Source organism: Clostridium sp. CAG:265 (assembly GCF_000436575.1).
In the GTDB taxonomy this organism is placed as follows: Bacteria; Bacillota; Clostridia; order Clostridiales; family Clostridiaceae; genus Clostridium; species Clostridium lentum.
On the sequence record NZ_FR886588.1, the window covers coordinates 1 to 21,234 of the forward strand.

The 21,234-nt window shown below is 27.5% G+C and carries 16 protein-coding genes and 1 pseudogene; all 17 read left to right on the forward strand.

Annotated elements, in window-relative coordinates:
• The first annotated feature begins 222 nt into the window (after positions 1-222).
• On the forward strand, positions 223-6,216 hold the full coding sequence (locus tag Q5O29_RS02375; RefSeq protein ID WP_022211422.1) for an NPCBM/NEW2 domain-containing protein: 5,994 nt from the start codon (positions 223-225) through the stop codon (positions 6,214-6,216).
• A gap of 106 nt (positions 6,217-6,322) precedes the next feature.
• Entirely contained in the window at positions 6,323-6,475 is a 153-nt protein-coding gene (locus tag Q5O29_RS02380; protein ID WP_302631611.1) for a hypothetical protein, read from the forward strand.
• Positions 6,476-6,748: 273 nt separating this feature from the next.
• Positions 6,749-7,702 (forward strand): ABC transporter substrate-binding protein, encoded by a 954-nt coding sequence (locus Q5O29_RS02385; RefSeq protein ID WP_022168250.1) that lies wholly within the window; start codon positions 6,749-6,751, stop codon positions 7,700-7,702.
• Between the two features lie 20 nt (positions 7,703-7,722).
• On the forward strand, positions 7,723-8,736 hold the full coding sequence (locus Q5O29_RS02390; protein WP_302631604.1) for an iron ABC transporter permease: 1,014 nt from the start codon (positions 7,723-7,725) through the stop codon (positions 8,734-8,736).
• Positions 8,726-9,700, forward strand: coding sequence for an iron ABC transporter permease (locus tag Q5O29_RS02395; RefSeq protein ID WP_022168252.1), 975 nt, complete (start codon positions 8,726-8,728; stop codon positions 9,698-9,700). The genes Q5O29_RS02390 and Q5O29_RS02395 overlap by 11 nt, the downstream gene beginning before the upstream one ends.
• Positions 9,701-9,713: 13 nt before the next feature.
• Complete coding sequence (locus Q5O29_RS02400) at positions 9,714-10,487, forward strand: ABC transporter ATP-binding protein (protein WP_302631610.1); 774 nt, start codon at positions 9,714-9,716, stop codon at positions 10,485-10,487.
• A 404-nt stretch (positions 10,488-10,891) separates the two neighbouring features.
• Complete coding sequence (locus Q5O29_RS02405; RefSeq protein WP_022168255.1) at positions 10,892-11,194, forward strand: urease subunit gamma; 303 nt, start codon at positions 10,892-10,894, stop codon at positions 11,192-11,194.
• An 18-nt stretch (positions 11,195-11,212) separates the two neighbouring features.
• The gene (gene ureB, locus Q5O29_RS02410; RefSeq protein ID WP_022168256.1) at positions 11,213-11,539 is read left to right on the forward strand and encodes an urease subunit beta; all 327 of its coding nucleotides are present in this window, start codon (positions 11,213-11,215) and stop codon (positions 11,537-11,539) included.
• Positions 11,539-13,254 carry an urease subunit alpha gene (ureC, locus tag Q5O29_RS02415; protein ID WP_022168257.1) on the forward strand — a complete coding sequence of 572 codons (1,716 nt, stop codon included), beginning with the start codon at positions 11,539-11,541 and terminating at the stop codon, positions 13,252-13,254. Before ureB ends, ureC begins: the two co-directional genes overlap by 1 nt.
• Before the next feature lie 52 nt (positions 13,255-13,306).
• Positions 13,307-13,759, forward strand: coding sequence for an urease accessory protein UreE (locus tag Q5O29_RS02420; RefSeq protein WP_022168258.1), 453 nt, complete (start codon positions 13,307-13,309; stop codon positions 13,757-13,759).
• Positions 13,734-14,459, forward strand: coding sequence for an urease accessory protein UreF (locus Q5O29_RS02425; protein WP_022211426.1), 726 nt, complete (start codon positions 13,734-13,736; stop codon positions 14,457-14,459). The genes Q5O29_RS02420 and Q5O29_RS02425 overlap by 26 nt, the downstream gene beginning before the upstream one ends.
• 52 nt (positions 14,460-14,511) lie before the next feature.
• Positions 14,512-15,126 (forward strand): urease accessory protein UreG, encoded by a 615-nt coding sequence (ureG, locus tag Q5O29_RS02430; RefSeq protein WP_022211427.1) that lies wholly within the window; start codon positions 14,512-14,514, stop codon positions 15,124-15,126.
• Position 15,127: 1 nt separating this feature from the next.
• Positions 15,128-15,961 (forward strand): urease accessory protein UreD, encoded by an 834-nt coding sequence (locus tag Q5O29_RS02435; RefSeq protein WP_022211428.1) that lies wholly within the window; start codon positions 15,128-15,130, stop codon positions 15,959-15,961.
• Positions 15,962-16,344: 383 nt separating this feature from the next.
• Positions 16,345-16,920, forward strand: a pseudogene (locus tag Q5O29_RS02440) (magnesium transporter); the annotation flags it as partial.
• A gap of 101 nt (positions 16,921-17,021) precedes the next feature.
• Positions 17,022-17,708 carry a response regulator transcription factor gene (locus tag Q5O29_RS02445; RefSeq protein WP_022211430.1) on the forward strand — a complete coding sequence of 229 codons (687 nt, stop codon included), beginning with the start codon at positions 17,022-17,024 and terminating at the stop codon, positions 17,706-17,708.
• Positions 17,692-19,098 carry a cell wall metabolism sensor histidine kinase WalK gene (locus Q5O29_RS02450; protein ID WP_022211431.1) on the forward strand — a complete coding sequence of 469 codons (1,407 nt, stop codon included), beginning with the start codon at positions 17,692-17,694 and terminating at the stop codon, positions 19,096-19,098. Before Q5O29_RS02445 ends, Q5O29_RS02450 begins: the two co-directional genes overlap by 17 nt.
• 254 nt (positions 19,099-19,352) lie before the next feature.
• The coding region (locus Q5O29_RS02455; RefSeq protein WP_302631609.1) for an InlB B-repeat-containing protein at positions 19,353-21,234 on the forward strand (1,882 nt) is incomplete at its 3' end.

Below are 21,234 nucleotides of genomic sequence, written 5' to 3' on the forward strand. Positions count from 1 at the left end.
TCCCGAAGGGAGCGTGGCGAAAGCCACTTTTTTATTTAGCAGTGCATAAAAACACTCCCACTGTATAGAGATTAATAATTAGTTGGATTATCAAAATATTGACCAAATATGTATATAATGGTAGAATGACGTGTAAAAATAATAGGTAAACTCTTTAGAGTAGCTTTTTTTTATATCAACTTAATGTACTTATGAAACAATAAATTACTTTGGGGGAGAAATATGCACAGAAGAAAACTATCAGCCTTAATTATGTTAGCAACCACTTTTAACTTTTCAGCACAAACTATAGATGTTTTTGCTAGTGAGATAAAAGAAGACATCAAATTATCTAGAAGTATATCAAATGAAGAAAATGGGAATATACAATTAAATCAAGCTAAAGTAAGTAAGTTTGATTTACTTAATAGTAGTTATTTAGAAGAGTATAATAAAGCTTTTAAATTAGATAATTCTAAAATAATTTCAATAACTAATAACGGAGGACAATATTCATCATCAAACATATATAAAGCTATTGATGGAAACTTTAGTACTCATTGGGAAACAGGAAAAGTTAACAGTGAAACCTTTGAAAATGAAGTAATACTTACACTAGATGAAGTAACGAAATTAAATAGAATAGTATATGGTGCAAGACAAGATGGTGCCAAAGGTAAAGGTTTTGCTGAAGAATTTGAAATATACTCTTCACTTACAGACAATGGGGATGATTTCACTTTAGTAAGCCAAGGAAAATATACAGATTCTACTAGAGATATAGTAGAAATAGAATTTGAAGAAACAGAATTTAAAAGAGTAAAATTTAAATTCAAAAAAGCTAATCAAAATTGGGCATCTGCCTCAGAGTTTATGCTTTATAAAAAGGATACACTATCTGAAATAATAAATAATATTTTTACAGATGGTACAATGACAAAGTTAAAAGATGAATATAACAATATAGATGTAATAAATAATTTAGAAGCGGAGCTTAATAATCATCCTTTAAAAGAACAATTAGTATATTCTATAGATTTAGCAAAAGAAATTTTAAAAGGTGATAAAGATTACTTAGATAGAACATTTACACTGACACAATATGGTGATACACATGCAAAAGCAAGAAATCAATTAAAAATGTCTACTTTTGGTACAGACTTACAATCTACAGGTATAGTGGCAAAACCAGGACAAGTATTTAGAGTTTTTGTTGATGCAGAAGATGGGGCACCACTTCCAACAATTGCATTTACTCAGCAAGAAGGTAGATTTGGTTACTGGAAAAAAGAGTATCAATTACAAAAGGGTATGAATGTTATAACAGTACCTGAAATATATAGTGACTCATGGAGTATGAAATCTACAAAGGGGGGAGCAGTATATTTAATAAACAAATATACACCTGAACAACAAGGAAAAGCCCCAGTTGTACGTATAGAAGGTGGAGAATTCTTCCCGTCATTCAAACCAGGAGATGATAAAGAAAAATTCTTAAAATTATTAAAAGAATATAAAGAAAAGCTAGATAAAGATCCTGAAAATACAGTTGATATATATGAATTCAGTACAAAAAGAGTATTATACACAGGAACTGTAAAAGCTGCATATCAAGTATATGTAAATGAAAAAGTAGATGTTGAAGAAAGTGTAGATGTTTGGAATAAGAAATTCCAAGAAGCATTTGATTTTGCTGGATTAAAAGATGATATTAGCGATCCAGATAATGATTCTACAAATGTTAGAACAGCAGTAAGGTTAATGCAACCTTATGGTGCAGCTTATGCATATACTGATCATATAGGTATTCAAAGACATATACAAGAAATTGTATTAAGAACTGATGAAAGTAGTATAAACAGTATACTTTGGGGAATGCTTCATGAAGCCGGACACCAAATGGATATAAAGGCAAGAGAGTGGGGCGAAGTTACTAATAATATGTGGGCAAACAATGCTTATATAAAAAATGGATTAAATGATAGAGTACAATATGATAAATTATATGAGTATTTAGCACCAGAGAAATCATTAAAAACGTACGAAGAATTAGATTATTCTGAAAAACTAGGAATGTTTTGGCAACTACAAATAAAGAAAAATACTTATTGGCCAGAGTTAGAAGCATTATATAGAAAGAGAAAACCTAATCCTAGCACTACACAAGAAAAGCAAGATTTATTTGCTGAATATTCATCAGAAATTATAGGTATGAATCTAAGTAATTATTTTGACAAATATGGATTTAAATTATCAGATGAATGTAAAAATAGATTAAAAGAGAAATATTCAAATGTAGGACAAAAAATATGGTATTTAAATACTAGTGCTATGAACTATGAAGGAAATGGATTTGAAAACAAAGATACTTCTTTAGAAGTTTCATTATCAAAATCAAATTCTGGAATAAAACTAAGCATGAGTATTGCTAGTGAAGTAAAAGATGACTTCCTTGGTTATGAAATAGTGAAAAATGGAAAAGTGATAGGGTTTACTACATCTGGAACTTATATAGATTCAGAGGCAACTAATGCAAATGAAAATATAAATTATGAAGTAATACCTTATGCAAAAAATTTATCAACAGGTGATAAAGTACAAATAAATTCATTAACACCAAGCATCAGTATTCAACAAGAAACTATAACATTAAATTTAAATGAAGAATTTAATGCTATGGATTATGTTAAAGGATTTACTCACTCAGGAAGTGACATAACATCAAAAGTTAAATTTAAAAGTAATGTAGATACTACTAAGCATGGAAACTATCAAGTTAAATATACAGTAGAAGATAATGATGTAACTTTTAATAAAATATTAAATGTAAAAGTAGTAAGTGACTATGATTATTTATCAGATTTTGAGTGGAAATCTGTATCAACAGCATGGGGGACTCCAAGAAGAAACTCTAATATACAAGGTAGAGTAAATGGAAATATAAAAACATTTGAAAAAGGTTTTGGAATACATGCTAATGGTAAGATAACTTATGATTTATCAGATAAAGAATATGATACATTTGAGGCATTACTTGGAGTTGATCAATCATCAATACAACCAAATAATAATTCAAGTATCAAATTTAAAATAATAGCAGATGGTAAAGTTTTAGCATCTACAGATGTTTTAGGATATTATGACAACATGGCTTATGTAAATGTTCCTGTATCAGGTGTTAAAGAGCTTGTAATTGAAGTTTCTGATGCTGAAAATGGAAATACAGCAGACCATGGACTAATAGCTAATCCAAAATTAACTACAAATAATGCTAAACCAAAAATTATAGCAGAAAATAAAAACTTAAAACTTGGACAAAATTTCAATCCAAGAGAAGGTGTTGAAGCAATTGATGTGGAAGATGGAAATTTAACATCAAAAATTGAAATTGAATCAAATATTTTTGAAAAAGATAAAATAGGAAAATTTGAAGTTGTATATAAAGTAACTGATAAAGATAACAATGTAACAAGTAAAAAAATATATGTTACAGTATCTGAAGATTATACAGTTACAAAATCTAAGTATGGGCAGTTCTCAAATTTAGATGGATATAACGAAGAGTTTAAATTACCTATAGTATCTGCAAAAAATAATGCAGGAAATTACGGAAACAGTGTAATAGGCAATGCAATAGATGGAAAAATAAATACTCATTGGGAGACAAACTCTCCAAATAATAGTTCATTTAAAAATGAAGTAACATTTGATTTAGGTGAAGTTCAAGAAATAAGCAAGATGGTATATGCATCAAGACGTGACGGAAATAACAAAGGTTTTGCTAGTGAATTTGAAATATATGTATCAGAAAGTGAATCAGGAGATGATTTCTATTTAGCAGGACAAGGCTCATATTCTGGAGCAATAAGTGATACTGTTGAATTTAATATGAGCAAAGTAAATGCAAGAAGAGTGAAGTTTAAATTTGTAAAAGCAAGTGGAGAATGGGCAAGCTTCGGTGAAGTGGCATTTTATAAAGAAGATAAATTAGCAGATAAAATGGCTGGTTTATTTACAGATGAAAACAAAACAGAAGTAGCACAAAGCTATAATACTTTAGAAAAATTAGAAGCTTTAAGAGAAGAAGTTAAAAATCATCCAGCATATGAATTATTCAAAGTTGAATTGGATAACGCTGAAAAAATAATAAAAGCTAAATTCCCAACTTTAACATTTGAAAAATTTACAATGATTGAGAAAAATACTGAATTAAATTTAATGGATGGAGTAGTTGCAAGTGATCAAGAAGATGGCAACATAACTTCAAATATAGTAGTAAATGATGGTGGATTTTCACCAAACAAAGTAGGAACATACAAAGTAACATACACAGTAACTGATAGTGATTCAAATATAACTACAAAGGAAAGAACAATAGTAGTTTATGGTCAAAGCAAATATTTATCAGATATGAATTGGGAGTCAGCTACAACTGGATGGAGAAGTGTTGTTAAAGATATGGCAGTTGGGTCAACTAGTAAGATTAAACTTAACGTAGATGGAACTGTTAAAACTTTTGATAAAGGTATTGGTGCTGCAACAAATGCTAAAATAGTATATAATTTAGATGGAAATTACAACTATTTTACAACATATGTGGGAACAGATAAAAACTATAACTTAGGAAGTACAACAATAAGATTTAGAATACTTGCTGATGGAAAAGAAGTTTATACTTCTGATGTAATAAAAACAAATACTCCTGCAGAATATGTAAGATTAGATGTTACAGGAGTTAAAGAACTTACTTTAATTGCTGATGATGTAGATGGAAACTTAGTAGGAGATTTTGCATCTTGGGCAGATACTAAATTATATAAAAATTATTCAAAACCAGTAATAGAAGGTAAAGATTTAGCAGTATTTAATGTAAATGAGGAAGTAGATTTACTTCAAGGAATAACAGCAACTGATTATGAAGATGGAAACTTAACTTCTAAAATAAATGTAAAAACAGATTATGAAAAAGGAAAAGTTGGAATATTTGATGTTGTATATTATGTAACAGACAGTGATAACTTAACAACTGAATTTACAAGAAAAGTAGCAATTACAGATGAAGAAACTTATGTATCTGATTTAGAATGGAAATCAGCAACAATAGGTTCAGGGGCTATAGGTAAAGATAAATCAGTAAGACAACAACCTATAAAACTTTTAAATGAAAATGGAACTTATGATACTTTTAAAAAGGGTATAGGAACTCATTCTTATTCAGAAATAGTATATGATTCAACAGGATATGATATATTTGATACTTGGGTAGGGCTTGATGAATTTGTATCAAATCAAAGTGAATCAAGTGTTATATTTAAGGTTTATGTAGATGGTAAATTAAAAGCAGAAACTGATGTTATGAAATCAAATTCACCAAAGCAACGTTTAATGGTAGATGTTAGAAACTCTAATGAAGTTAAATTAGTAGTAGATTCAGCAACTAATGGTATTACTTGGGATCATGCAGACTGGGCAGATGCAAGATTTAGAAATATAGCAAAATTTAATACAGCTAAATTAGAAGAAGTTTTAACAAAAGCTGAAAATATAGATTTAAATAATTATACTCAAGAATCTATTGAAAGCTTAGAAAATGCAATAAATGTTGGTAAAGAAGCTTTAAGTTCAGCTAATCAAGAAACAATAGACAAAGCTATTGAAAAATTAAAAGAAGCTATGGATTCATTAGTAGAAGTTAATTTAAATGAAATAGTACAAATAAAAGATGAATTTTTAAAAGCTAGTATACAAAAAGAACTTGGAATATCAGGTGAAATAACAGTTGGACAAATGAGAAAACTTACTTCACTAAAAGTATCACAAGTAGAAAGTTTAGAAGGGTTACAACATGCTATAAACTTAGAATCATTAGATATAGACTATAATGAAATAAGAGATTTATCACCACTTAAAAATCTTAAAAAATTAAAAGATTTAAAAGCAAATGTTTTAGGTGGATTAATGCCAGGGAGTATTTATTCAAAAGATAATAAAGCAACTGTAAACTTGGATGTTATAAATAGAAATGGTGAAAAATTATTACCAAAATCAGTAATAGTGAAGCATAATAAAACACATGAATATACTACTTTAGATATAAAAGATTGTGTAGATGAAAATGGAGTTGTAACAATAGATACTACAAATTTTGACTCATATATATATACAATTACTTTAGTATATGAAGATGAAGTTGATAATTATACATCACAATTTATGTTTATGCTTGATAATAGATAATAATATATAGAATAGTAAAATTAATTATTTTTAATATACACTTTGATTGTTTTTAGGTTTTTTCAGTGTTTATGCACATCTCTTAGTTGAATTTTTACTAGGGGGTGTGCATTTTTATGCAAATGGTGCTGGAGTAGGGGGTGTAATGTCTTTTGCAGCAATTTATAGTTTAGAAACTGTAGGGTTGGCAGGAGATGTTAAAGTAAAACAGAAGAAAAATGAATATGTGAATAATAATATTCCATATGCACATATGTAATAATCATCCTCAGCATTATAAGTCATATCGTCTCTCTTACTAATATCATTTTTAAATTTTTTACTTTTTGACTTTTTGTGTCCAAAATATTGACATAAGACCAAAGTAGCACAAGACATTTTTGTACTATTTAATTCTTTTTGTACTTTATATTATAATTTATCAATAAAAAATATAATATAAATATGAAAATATTGACGAAATAAGATGAAAATGATAATATAATTCAAGTGATAATATAAATCAATAACAAAAGAAGGGGGAATATCAGATATGATACTAAATAAATTAATAAAAAAATCAGTATTAATGAGCATGATAATAGGAAGTGTAGCACTTATAGGGTGTGGAACACAAACAAATGAAGAAAAAGTAAAAAGCGAAAATCAAATAGTAGTAGAACATAAATTAGGAACTACAACTTTAAATGATACTTCTAAAAAAGTAGCAGTATTAGAATTATCATTTTTAGATTCACTTTATAACTTAGGAGTAAATCCAGTAGCTATAGCTGACGATGGAGAGCAAACTAAAGTAACAGATATAACAAATGGAGAATCAATAGAATACGTATCAGTTGGAAATCGTAAAGAACCAAATTTAGAAGAACTAAGTACATTAGATTTAGATTTAATAATAGCAGATACAACTAGACATAGCAAAATATATGAAGATTTAAGCAAAATAGCACCAACAATAGTATTAGATAGTATTGGATCAAGCTATGATGAATACATAAAGAACTTTGAAACTATAGCAAAAATAGTTGGAAAAGAAGATAAAGCAAAGACTAAGATAGAAGAAACAGAAAAATTATTATCAGATGTTAAAGCAAAAGCACAAGAAAAATTAGGAGATAAAAAAATATTAACAGTATCACCTAAAAATGATGAATACACAGCACATACTTCAACTTCATTTGTAGGACAAGTTTTGGAAAAAGCAGGATTTGTTAATGCAATTGAAAATAATGATAAAGAAGTATCATTATCTTTAGAACAATTGGTAGAAATCAATCCAGATATAATGGTATATATGAGAGAAGATATAGATAAAACTATATACAAAGAATGGAAAGATACAGAATTATATAAATCATTAAAAGCGATACAAAATGGAGATGTATATACAACGATAGCAAGAGGTCCTTGGACACAATATAGAGGATTTATATCAATAAATACATTAACTAAAGAAATGTCACAATGGCTATTAGATAATAATTAAATGATAGGATGGTGATGCAAGTGAAGTCTATAAATAAAAATAAATTTTTAATATTTTCAACTATAGGTATATTAGCAATAGGGGTATTTTTATTAATAGGCATTTTAATAGGAATGAGTGATATAGGCTTTAAGGATATTATAAGTGCTATTTTTGATTATAGTGGAAGTAAAGAGGATTTAATAATAACAACTATTAGACTTCCACGTGTATTATTATGTATATTAGTTGGAGCATCTATGGCTATTTCTGGATTAATTATGCAAAACTTAACTAGAAATCCACTTGCATCATCTCAAGTTTTAGGAATAAATGCAGGAGCTACTTTATCAGTAGTTATAGTAATGGTATTTTTTCCTGCATTAGGATATAAAACAAAAATATTAGCATCTTTTTTGGGAGCAGGATTTGTAGGGGTAACTGTTCAAACAATAGGGAGAATTAGAAATTTATCACCATTAAAAGTAACATTAGTAGGAATAAGTATACAGTTATTTTTAAGCTCCATAACAAAATTTATAATGCTATTTAATGATAGTAAAACATCAGATTTACTGTTTTGGATGATTGGAGGAGTTCATCATGCTCAAATTACACATATAATGGAGTTATTACCATGTTTTATTATATCAATACTTTTAATAATTAAAATATCAAATTCAATGGATACATTAAAAATGGGGGATGCCATAGCAATTAGCTTAGGAGAAAATATTAAAGTAATAAAAAGTATAGCAACTATAGTAGTAATTTTACTATCAAGTTCTTCTGTAGCAATAGCAGGACCAATATCATTTATAGGATTAATAACTCCTCATATAGTAATTAAGCTAGGAGCAAGAAATTTTAGAGAAAGTTTTATATTATGCGGTATATATGGAGCTAATTTGCTTTTATTATCAGATATAATATCTAAAATTTTAAAGTATCCTTATGAATCACCAGTAGGAATAGTAACAGCTTTTATGGGAGCAGTTTTTTATATAATACTAGCTAATAAAGAAATGAAAAGAGGTGGAGTAAGTGAAAAGTAAAAATACATTAATATTTACTATAAATATAATAATGTTAGTGCTTGTATCTTTTATAAGCTTACTCTTTGGAAGTAAGATATTAAATATAACAGATGTATTTAATGCAATATTTAATAATTCAACTTCAAAATACTCTTTCATTATTTTTGAGTATAGAATACCTAGATTATTAATATGTATAATGGTAGGTATGAGTTTAGCTGTAGCAGGGGCTATTTTTCAAGGGGTACTTAGAAATGCACTTGCATCTACTGATGTACTTGGGATAGGAAAAGGAGCAGGCTTTTTTGCTTGTATGGCAATAAGTCTAGGTTTAAAAGAGCCTATATCCTTATGGGCTATGGTTGGAGGGCTTTTAGCAGGAACTATTATTTATATACTAACTAAAAAAACAAATTTCAAAAATACTAGTATAGTAATAATGGGAATAGCTATAAGTGCATTATTTGATGCAGGAATACAATATTTAAATATAAGCAATTCAGAAAATATACAAACTATTCTTTTATGGTTAACGGGAAGTGTATGGGGAAGATATTGGAATGAAGTAAAAGTACTAACACCTTATGTAGTAATATTTATTCCATTAGCTATAGTATTAGCACATAAAGTAGATATATTATCATTAGGTGATAATATAGCTATTAATTTGGGTGAAAAGGTAAGTTTATTAAAAGTTGGTTTATTATTAATAGGAATAATACTTACAACTAGTAGTGTAAGTGTAAGTGGAACTATAGGATTTGTAGGACTTGTAGCACCACATATAGCAAAAAATTTAGTTGGATATAAACATATTTTAGTTATTCCATTAAGTGGTTTAATTGGAGCAATACTTTTAATTACAGCAGATATTATAGGAAGAACTATAATTGCACCAAGTGAAATTCCAGTAGGAATAGTAACAGCTATAATAGGAGCACCTTATTTCTTATATTTGTTATTAAGAAAAAAATCTAATTAGAAAGGTAGTAATTATAATGAGCTTAGATATAAAAAACTTAGTTTTAGGATATGAGGACAAAATAATAGTTAATAACATTGATATATCTATTTCAAAAGGTGAAATTACCATTTTAATTGGAGCAAATGGTTGTGGAAAATCTACTTTACTTAGTGGAATGAGTAGACTATTAATTCCTAAGGAAGGAAATGTATTTTTAGAAGGAAAATCAATACATGATTATAAACCTAAAGAATTAGCTAAAAAGTTAGCAATTTTACCGCAGGGACCAATAGCACCAGAAGGTATAACAGTAAAGGAACTTTGTTATTTTGGAAGAAATCCATATAAAAGTTTATTTGGAGGAAGATCAAAAGAAGATGAAGAAATAGTAAATTGGGCTATTGAGGTAACTGGACTTAAGGAATTTGAAGATAGGAAATTAGATTCATTATCTGGTGGACAAAGACAACGTGCATGGATTGCAATGTCATTAACTCAAGATACAGATATATTGTTATTAGATGAACCTACAACTTATTTAGATTTAGCATATCAAATAGAAATTTTAGAGTTACTAAAAGATTTAAATAAAAAGACTAAAAAAACAATAGTTATAGTAATACATGAATTGAATCAAGCTGCTAGATATGCAGATAATCTTGTTTGTATGAAAAATGGGAAGATATATTCAAAAGGTAAAGTACATGATATATTTAATGAAACAATGTTAAAGGATGTATTTGGTATAGAGAGTATAGTAATTCCTGATCCTATTACTAATAGACCAATGTGTATTCCAAGATAGCAATATTTAAATGTGAGTATTACATCACTTCTATACATGAAACCCACAAAAATCATGATTTTTGTGGGTTTATTTTATAGATACAAGGTAATATAAAATACATTGGTAAGTAAATTTATTTTTTTATTAATAAAATAAGAAAAAAAGAAGATATTCTTTAGGATGTAATATTATAAATATGGGCTTTTTCAGTTGTTTTATAGGATATAAACTTATTTATAAAAATATAATTAATAAATTCATTAAAAAATGTTAAATGTACTTAGTAAGTGAAATCTTGTATAAATATATTTAACATTTTTTATTTTTTTATGCTAATTTTTAAATTTATGTATCTTAATTAGAAAATTACAAATAATACATAATATTTAATAAGGTAATATGAAAAGGGAGGAAAAAAACAAGTGCATTTAACAGACAGAGAAAGAGAAAAACTTATGATTGTTGTTGCTGCAGATGTTGCAAGGAGAAGAAAAGAGAAAGGCTTAAAGCTAAATTATCCTGAATCGGTAGCGCTAATTACTAATGAGCTTTTAGAGGGTGCTAGAGAAGGTAGAGAAGTAAAAGATTTAATGGACTATGGTACAAAAATTTTAAGTAAAAGCGATGTAATGGAAGGTATACCTGAAATGATTCATACAGTTCAAGTTGAAGCAACATTTCCAGATGGGACTAAATTAGTTACAGTACATGATCCAATACGTTAAGAAAGGAGATAGACATAATTGATACCTGGAGAATTTATTATAAAAGAAGGAACTATAGAATATAACAAAGGAAAAGAAGCAATAAAGCTTGAAGTGGTAAACACTGGAGATAGACCTATACAAATAGGTTCTCATTATCATTTTTACGAAGTAAATGATTACTTAAAGTTTGATAGAGAAAAAGCTTATGGAAAGAGATTAGATATTCCATCTGGTACTGCAGTTAGATTTGAACCTGGAGATAAAAAAGAAATAAATTTAATAGATATTGGTGGAGTTAGAAGAGTTTACGGTTTGCGTAATTTAGTTGACGGATACTTAGATGGAAGGAGAGTGAAAGAATAATGAGTTTTGAAATTGATAGACATCGTTATCTAGAATTATTTGGGCCAACTAAAGGAGATAAAATAAGGCTAGGTGACACAGATTTAATTATTGAAATTGAAAAAGATTATACAGGATATGGTGATGAATGTAAATTTGGAGGTGGTAAGGTCTTAAGAGATGGAATGGGGCAAAATGCAATTGAAAGCAGAGAAAATCCTATGGTTGCAGATCTTATTATTACAGGAGCCACTGTTGTAGATTATACAGGAATATATAAAGCTGATATTGGTATTCGTGATGGAAAGATTTTAGCTATCGGTAAAGGTGGTAATCCTTATACTATGGATGATGTGGATTTTATAGTATCACCAAGTACAGAAGCATTGGCTGGAGAAGGCAGGATAATAACTGCAGGTGGTATAGATACTCATGTGCATTATATAAGCCCAGATGTTGTTAATGCTGCACTGGAAGGAGGAATAACAACACTTATAGGGGGAGGAACAGGCCCTGTTGATGGAACTAATGCCGTTACTTCAACACCAGGAAAGTGGAATATTCATCGTATGTTACAATCTGCAGAAAGCTTTCCAATAAATCTTGGCTTTTTAGGAAAAGGTAGTGGAGCTAATATAAGGGTTACAGCAGAGCAAATTGAAGCAGGTGCTTGTGGCCTTAAGGTTCATGAAGACTGGGGAGCAACAAGATCTGCAATAGATTACTCATTAAAAACAGCAGATAAATATGATGTTCAAGTTGCAGTACATACTGATACATTAAATGAAGGTGGATTTGTAGAACATACAATTGAAGCAATTGCAGGAAGAACAATTCATACATATCATACTGAAGGAGCAGGTGGTGGCCATGCACCAGATTTGTTAAAAGTAGCTTCTAAACTTAATGTAATACCAGCATCAACTAATCCAACTAAACCTTTTACTATAAATACAATTGCAGAACATTTAGATATGTTAATGGTATGTCATCACTTAGATCCTAAAGTTCCAGAAGATATTGCATTTGCAGATTCTAGAATAAGACATCAAACAATTGCAGCGGAAGATATATTACAAGATATGGGTGTATTTAGTATTATGAGTTCTGACGCAATGGCTATGGGAAGAATAGGTGAAGTTATTACTAGAACATGGCAGACTGCAAGTAAGATGAAAAGACAAAGAGGAATATTAGAAGGTGACTCTGAAGAAAATGATAACAATAGAGTGAGAAGATATATTGCAAAATATACAATAAATCCAGCATTAGCACAAGGAATATCACAATATGTAGGTTCCATAGAAGTAGGGAAAATGGCAGATTTAGTACTTTGGGATACACAATTCTTTGGTGTAAAACCACATCTGGTAATTAAAGGTGGTATGGTAAATAAATCAATAATAGGAGAAGCAAATGCATCTATTCCAACGTGTCAGCCAGAATTTTATAGAGATTGTTTTGCTGCATATGGAAAAGCAAAATATCCAACTTCTGCAACTTTTGTTTCTAAATACGCATATGAGCATGGCATAAAAGAAGAATTAGGATTACAAAAGTTAGTATTACCAGTAGGCGGAATAAGAAATTTAACAAAGAAAGATATGAAATTAAATAATGCAACTCCAAAGCTTGGTGTTGATCCAGAAACTTATGATGTCACTGTAGATGGAGAGTTAATAACTTGTGAACCAGCAAAAGAATTACCATTGGCACAAAGATACTTCTTATTCTAAGTTTAAAAATAAATTTAATATAATTTTTAAATCTTATAGGAGGGATTGAGAAATGATTTTTCATGAGATAATAGGAAATATTAATGAAATAGATGATTTAAATGGATATCATGTTGAAACAATATATTTAAATAGTGAAGATATGCTTAAAAGAATTTTAAGAGTAACTTCAGACCATAACAGAGAGTATGGAATAACATTAGATAATAACGAAAAATTAAAAGATGGTGATATTCTTTATAATGAAGATAAGAAACTTATAGTTGTGAAAGCTAATAGTGAAGATGTGTTAATTATTAAACCTTCAAGTATAACTGAAATGGGAGTAATAGCACACGCTTTAGGAAATAGGCATCTTCAAGCACAATTTGAAGATGATAAAATGATAATCCAATATGATAGGTTAGTAGAAGAAGAATTAAAAAGAGATAATGTTAATTATTCAAGAGAAAATATAACTTTAAAAAAGGCGTTTAAACATGTTGAATTTGCACACACACATTAAAAGTAATGAAGATAATATCATAAATGTATTACGTGTTATACAAATATGTGACTCTAACTTTCCTATAGGTTCTTTTAATCATTCATATGGTATGGAGAGTTACTTAAGAAATAATAAAATTACAAATTCAGAGAAGTTAAAAGAATATCTTGATGTATTTTTAAATAATGTATTTATTTATAGCGATGGATTGGCAATTAGGATGTTGTATGAATATTTGAATAAGAATGAATGGGAAAAAATTTTAGAACTTGATAGAATGCTTACAGTTCAAACCATAGCTAAAGAAACTAGAAATGGATCAAAGCTTATAGCCAGCAGAATGATTAAATTATTTCTTGATTTATATGATAGTGACATTTTAAAAGAGTATGAAGAAAAAATAAATGGAAAGAAGGCTTTTGGTCATCCAGCTATAGTGTTTGGATTACTTATGTATTCTTTAAATTTTAATGAAGAAGAAACTATAGTTTTTCATATGTATAGTACAATTTCAACGCTTATTCAAAATGGTGTTAGGGCTATACCATTAGGACAAAAAGATGGTCAGATAATTCTAAAAAAATGCAGTGAGAGTTTTAAAGTTTTATATCAAAAGATTAAAAACTTAGATTATAGTTTTTTTGGAGCAAGTATTCCAGGCATTGAATTAGCTCAGATAAATCATGAAATATTAGAGTTTAGATTATTTATGTCTTAAACATTGAAAAAATAAAGTATTACAATTAGTTATATGATAAAGGGTGAGATATATGAAAAAACCAGTAATAATAGGGGTAGGTGGGCCTGTTGGAAGTGGAAAAACTTTATTAATAGAAAGAATAACTCGATTAGTTAAGGATGAATATAAGTGTGCAGTTATTACCAATGATATTTATACAAAAGAAGATGCTAAATTTTTAGTTAATAATTCTGTATTAAGTGAAGATAGAGTTATTGGAGTAGAGACAGGTGGATGCCCACACACAGCAATAAGAGAAGATGCATCAATGAATTTTGCTGCTATAGAAGAAATGAAAAGGAGATTTAATGATTTAGATATTATTTTTTTAGAAAGTGGTGGAGATAATTTAGCGGCAACATTTAGTCCAGATTTAGTGGATTTTTCTATTTACATAATTGATGTGGCACAAGGAGAAAAGATTCCAAGAAAAGCAGGGCAAGGAATGATAAAGAGTGATTTATTTATCATTAATAAAATAGATTTAGCTCCTTATGTTGGAGCAGATTTAGACGTTATGAGAAGAGATACATTAACCTTTAGAAAGGAAAAGACTTTTATATTTACTAATTTAAAAAAGGATGAAGGTGTAAATGAAGTCTTGTTGTGGATTAAAAAGAATTGTTTATTAGAAGGAATTAATTAATATGAGTAACAGTAAGTATGCAGGAGAATTTGAAATAGTATTAGAGAAAAAGAATGAAAAAACTGTTATAAGTGAAAAAAGGTTTAATGGGTTAATAAAATTATCACCAACTATTCATCTTGATAGTGAAAAAATTTCAACTTATTTTATAGTTGGTCTTGGAGGAGGATATATTGAAGGTGAAAAATATAAATACAGCATTAATCTAAAGGAAGATACAAGATCAATTATAACAACACAAGCTTCTACAAAAGTATATAAATGTGTACATGGAGAGAAAGTTGAACAAGAAACGTTAATAAATTTACATAAAAATAGCATCTTAGAGTATATAACAGATAGTGTAATACTTTATAAAGATGCAATTTATAAGCAGGTAAACAATATTTATATGGATGAAAGTTCAACACTAATATATAGTGATGGAATTACATCAGGATGGTCAAAAGAAGGAGAAAAATTTAAATATAGTAGTGTTCAGTTGAAAACAAAAGTATATGTAAATAATAAAATAGTTCTATTAGATAATTTATTAATAAATCCAAGAAAAGATGATGTTACTAAATTAGGTTTTTTTGAAGGCTATGAAAATTTTGGAACATTACTTGTAATAAATAAAAATATTAATGTGGAAATTCTTGAGGATTTAAGAAATAATATTAATAATTTAAATTTGCCAATTTATTTTGGAATATCAGAACTTGAAGTAAGTGGATTTGTATTAAGAGTTTTGGGGAATTTGACTCAAAATATAGAAAGTGCAATAAATTTATGTCATAACTTTGTAAGAAAGAAATTTTTAAACTCCAAAGAGTTATCTATACGTAAATATTAGTAGTATAGGTTATGAATAAAGATGTTAGGAATAGTTTTAATCAATAATGGTATTAGCAGGTTGTATAATATAGATGAAAAATCAGCTAGAATTAAAATGAAAAGCTCATAATTTCTCCACAATTGTTTTGTAAACTTAAGAAGTAAACTGATTAAGGAGTGTGATTTATATGGATGATATACCTTTAGGAAATAATGAAATAAAAATATTAAATAGGATAAGTAGTTCATATATGGCACAATGTTTTAAATTTAAATAATCTTACTAATTTACTTGTGTATATATGAACTCTAAAGGAGGAAATTATGGCACAAGAATTATTAAGAGCAGTTCAAGAAAACAAAATGAGTGAATTAAGTCAACATTTAGATAAAAAATCTAAACAAAAGATGGATACTATTGAGAAAACTGAACAACTATATTTAAAAACTTCAGTTTGGACATTAGCAAAAAATAGAATAATATGGCTTTTAATATTAATGATATCAGCAACAGTTACTGGAGCAATAATTCAAGGTTTTGAAGATGTTCTTCAATCAGTAGTAATATTAGCATCATTTATTCCAATGCTTATGGATACTGGTGGAAATTCAGGTTCTCAATCATCTACGTTGATTATAAGAGGATTAGCACTTGGAGAAATAACAACAAAAGATATTTTTAAAGTAATATTTAAAGAATTTAAAGTAAGTATAGTTGTTGCTAGTATTTTATCATCAGTTAATTTCTTAAGGTTATATTTCTTTACTAGTGCAGGATTTATGGTTTCACTTACAGTATGTGCAAGTTTATTTTTTACTATAGTGTTAGCTAAAGTTGTAGGAGGAATTTTACCTATAATATCAAAAAAACTAAACTTAGACCCAGCAATAATGGCAAGTCCTCTTATTACAACAATAGTAGATGCCTTTGCATTAATTGTTTACTTTGCTTTTGCAAAACTACTTTTAGGAATATAATAGTTATAAAAAGTTGTCTTTAAGATATATTTAAGGGCAACTTTTTAAATGTTATAAAAAATAGTTATAAAATAAAAGAAAAAACTTTTTGGAGGGTAACAATGACTAATATATTAATAGTTGATGATGAAGAAAAAATATGTGAATTTATAAAGGCTTTTTTAGATAATGAAGGATATTATGCAGATGTTGCTTATGATGGTAAAAGTGCTATAGATAAAATAAATTCAAAAAAATATGATTTAATAATATTAGATAGAATGCTTCCATATGTGAGTGGGGAAGAAATATGTAAATATATAAGAAGTAAATCAGAAGTTCCTATAATTATGTTAACAGCTAAAATTGAAGATGAAGATAAGATTGATGGATTTCATTTAGGGTGCGATGATTACATTTGTAAGCCTTTTAATATAAGTGAATTAATATTGAGAGTTAAAGCAGTTTTGAAAAGATGTAATATTACTAGTTATGACAATGAAATAATAAAGTATGGGGAAGAATTAGAAGTAAATACTTCCACTCATGAAGTTAAGGTTAAGGGAAAAGAAGTTATATTAACAAATACTGAATATAAAATATTACTTACATTAATAAATAATCCTAAAAAAATATATTCAAGAGAAAATTTACTAGAAAGTACTATTGAAGGATATTATGAAAAAGGTGATCGAGCTATAGACAGCCATATAAAAAATTTAAGACAAAAAATAGAAGAGGATTCAAGGAATCCTAAAATAATTCAAACTGTTTATGGGGTAGGATATAGGTTTGGATTACAAAAGTAAATTAAAGTCAATAAATAGCAAACTTATAATATCTTTCACACTTATTATGATTGTAACAATTTTATCAATAAAGTTGTTTGTTAATACAATTTTTAAAGATTCTTTTGAAAAGTATGTTGATGATAGTAATAAAGTAGAAGTAAATCACTTAATTGAATTTGACTTAAAAAACCTATATACAAATGAAAGTTGGAATACTGAGTTTATAGAGGGTTTAGGAATAGAAGCCATTAGAAAAGGTATTGCAATTGAAATATATGATAAAAATAATAATAAGGTATGGAGTGTATTTGAAGATGAAAAAGTATTATCAGATAAAACTTTAAATGATATAAGTAAAAATATGAAAAGTATAGAAAAGCAATGGGATAATTATTTTGAAGAGTTAAAAGTTGATATTAATGATGATGAGGGTAATATTTTAGTTGGGTATGCGTATATAGGTCATTATGCATCTACTTATTATATGGAAAATGATGTTGAATTTTTTAATGCTATAAATAGGATTATAATTATAATAGGAGTTATTTCAATATCCAGTATTATAATAATTTCAATAATAATATCTAGATCAATAGCTAAACCTATCTCTAAGGTTTCAAAAATGACAAAATATATAGGTGAGGGAAATTATAAAAATAAATTAAATTATAAGAGTAATATAATGGAAATTGATGATTTAATAAATTCTATAAATAAGTTATCCAATGAGTTAAATGATCAAGAAAATTTAAGAAAGCAATTAACTGGTGATATAGCTCATGAACTAAGGACACCACTTACAAGTATAAAAGGTCATTTAGATGCAATTATTGTAGGGATTTGGGAGCCAACTAATGAAAGGCTTAATAGTATAAATGAAGAAGTAAAAAGAATTACAAATCTTGTTGATGAATTAAGAAAGTTAGCTAAATTTGATAGTGGAAAAGATAATTTAAATAAAGAAATAGTTAATTTGAAAAATTACATAAAATCTATTGCTTATAATTATGAAGGAAAAGCTCTAGAAAAGAATATAGTAATTAAATATCAATTAGAAAATATAGAGGCATTAATTGATAAAGAAAAATTTGCTCAAGTAATTATAAATATATTATCTAATGCTATTAAATATAATAATGGAAATAATGAGATATATATTAAAGTTTTTAAGAAAAATAATAGTATCAATATAAGTATTAAAGATAGTGGAATTGGTATACCAAAAAGTGAATACAAAAATATATTTGAACGTTTTTATAGATTAGATAAATCAAGAGTTGCTAATGAGAAAGGAGCTGGAGTAGGACTTACAATAGCAAAATCAATAGTAAATGCTCATGGAGGAGAAATAGAAGTTTATAGTGAAATTAATAAGGGTTCTGAATTTATAATAAGTTTACCAAGTTAAAATATTATATAAAAATTGAATATGTAAGTTTATAACCTAAACATAATATGGGGTATAATGAGCTTGATAACAGAGTACAGGTAAGCATAGCATAAAGATTATTAACGAGTGGCTAAAAATTAACTATAGAAAAATATTCAGATATTGTTAGACTTAACGAATATAAAAATATTGAGTATATATAGTTTAAATTATAAGAAAGGGGGCTATATATCAAAATATAAATTATATTTTGATATATAGTAATTAATCATATGAAAAAATATAGTAAAAAAGTATTAGCAGCATCAAGTGTAATTACAGTTTTGGCTAACAATATAACTATAGCTAATGCCTCAGAATTAATTACAAGTAATGATGAATTTAATAAAAGTGTTTTATTAGAGAATCATCAAAGTACTGGGAAAAAAATATATGTTAAACAAATTCATGATGGAGTAGAAAATGGATCTGAAAGTAATCCATATAAAAGTTTTAGTACTGCTTATGAACAAGCAAAGGACGGAGATACAATTGTTTTAAATGGAAATGTAACTATTCTTGGGCAAGGAAGTGATGGAGCAGCTCCATTTATATGTAAAAAAAATATTACTATTGAAGGTATGGAAGGAACAGATGCTACATTAAACTCTAGAACTTCATTTCAATTAGAAGCGGATGTTGTACTGAAAAATTTTGCATGGTCTTTTCCAGGAGTGTCTGTAGATAATAGAGGAATATTTTTAAATGGTCATAAGTTAGTTATGAATAATGTTTCAGTTGAAAGTTCAACAGAAAAGAGTTGGCCAACAGTATATGGTAGTTCATCTGAAAGTATAAATAATAATGATTCAGAATTAGTAGTAGATAATACAACAGGAAAAAATACTATTTTTGAAAATATTTATACTGGAAGTTATACAGGGAATTATACTGGAAATGTAACATTAAAGCTAAATAGTGGAGTTAAAATATTAGAAGATATTTATGCCAATGGAGTAAATGGTGGTGTAAATGGAAATATTAATATTAGTATTGGAAATATTTTTGCTAATAGTTTTAAGAAAGCAAGTAATCTTGGGCAAGCTAATTTAACTTTAAATAACTATAATGGTATGGCTGGAACAACTATTTTAGGTTTTAAAGACATTACATTAAACAATAGTAGTATTAAAATAAATGATGAATCTAATTTTGATGAAGTTAATGGAAGTTTAAGTTTATTAGGAGATAGTAAATTAGATATATCATCTAAAACAAATACATTAGATATTAAAGGCAACCTTTTAGGTGAAAATTCATCAAAGATAATTTTTTCTAAAAGTGGATCAATCAATGTAGAAGGTGCATTAAATGGAACACTTGAATTAAGAACAGAGGGAAATGATGCACAAACTTCAGGAATGATATTAGTAGATCATAAATATATTTCTGCATCTAATAATTCTACTGGACAAGTAATGTTTAAGCCATATTGGAATCAAACAATGTATGAATTAAAGTGTGAAAATGCTGATAATAAAAAACAATGGATTACTAGAGTTACAGATAAGCCTAAATTAGATAAAGTGGAAATAAAGGGAGAAAATAGAATTGATTTAAGTAATTATAGAGAAGAAGTTTATAATTTAGTATTTAAAGATATAAATGATAATTTACTAGAATACACTCCAATATTTGATTATAAAATTTTAGGGGTAGATGGACAGGAAGTATCAGAAGATGATATGTATTTTGAAGTTTTAGAAATTCAAAATGAAATGATTATTGGAATAGATAATCCAAACTTACCTGTAGGAGATTATAAAATTATACTTACAGATACTTTAACTGGTAAAGAATTTATTTATGTAATTAAATTGTATAATAATGAAGAATCAGTTGTTACATTTGATTTTAATGGTGGTCATCAAAAAGATAACGTAGATATAAATAAAGCCTATTTTTCAGTAGGAAAAGATACATTAATAAATAAAATTGATGATCCAATAAGAAACGGGTATACATTTGAAGGTTGGTATACAGATACAAACTTTACAACTGAATGGGATTTTGAAAATGATAGTGTAAAGGAAGATGACATAACATTATATGCAAAGTGGACAAAAAATAGCTATGATGTAGTATTTAACTCACAAGGTGGAAGTGAGGTAAAAG